Source organism: Acinetobacter uliginosus (genome assembly GCF_044130295.1).
GTDB lineage: Bacteria > Pseudomonadota > Gammaproteobacteria > Pseudomonadales > Moraxellaceae > Acinetobacter.
Window position 1 is genome coordinate 1 of the sequence record NZ_JBIQOC010000114.1, and the last position, 340, is coordinate 340.

Here is a 340-nt window from a genome sequence, read left to right on the forward strand (position 1 = left end):
GCTTTACATGCTCGAGACATGCCAAAGAACGTGATTCACCATAGTGACAGAGGTGTACAGTATCTTTCTATTCGCTATACCAATCGTTTAGAAGCAGCAAATTTAAGGGCATCAGTCGGTACGACTGGTGATTCATACGATAATGCTTTGGCTGAAACGGTGAATGGCTTATACAAAACAGAGGTGATTGAATATTTAAAAGCAGATTGGCAAGGTTTAGCGGATGTACAACTTGCGACACTAAACTGGGTAGATTGGTTCAATAAAGAGCGTGTACATAGTGCACTGGGTTATGTATCACCTTTTGATTTTGAAGCAATGTACTATGATAAGATTAACC

Annotated in this window: 1 protein-coding gene; it reads left to right on the plus strand. The window is 39.7% G+C overall.

The annotated features are described in order from the left end of the window. The coding region (locus tag ACE01T_RS16220; RefSeq protein ID WP_395519677.1) for an integrase core domain-containing protein at nucleotides 1-340 on the plus strand (340 nt) is incomplete at both ends.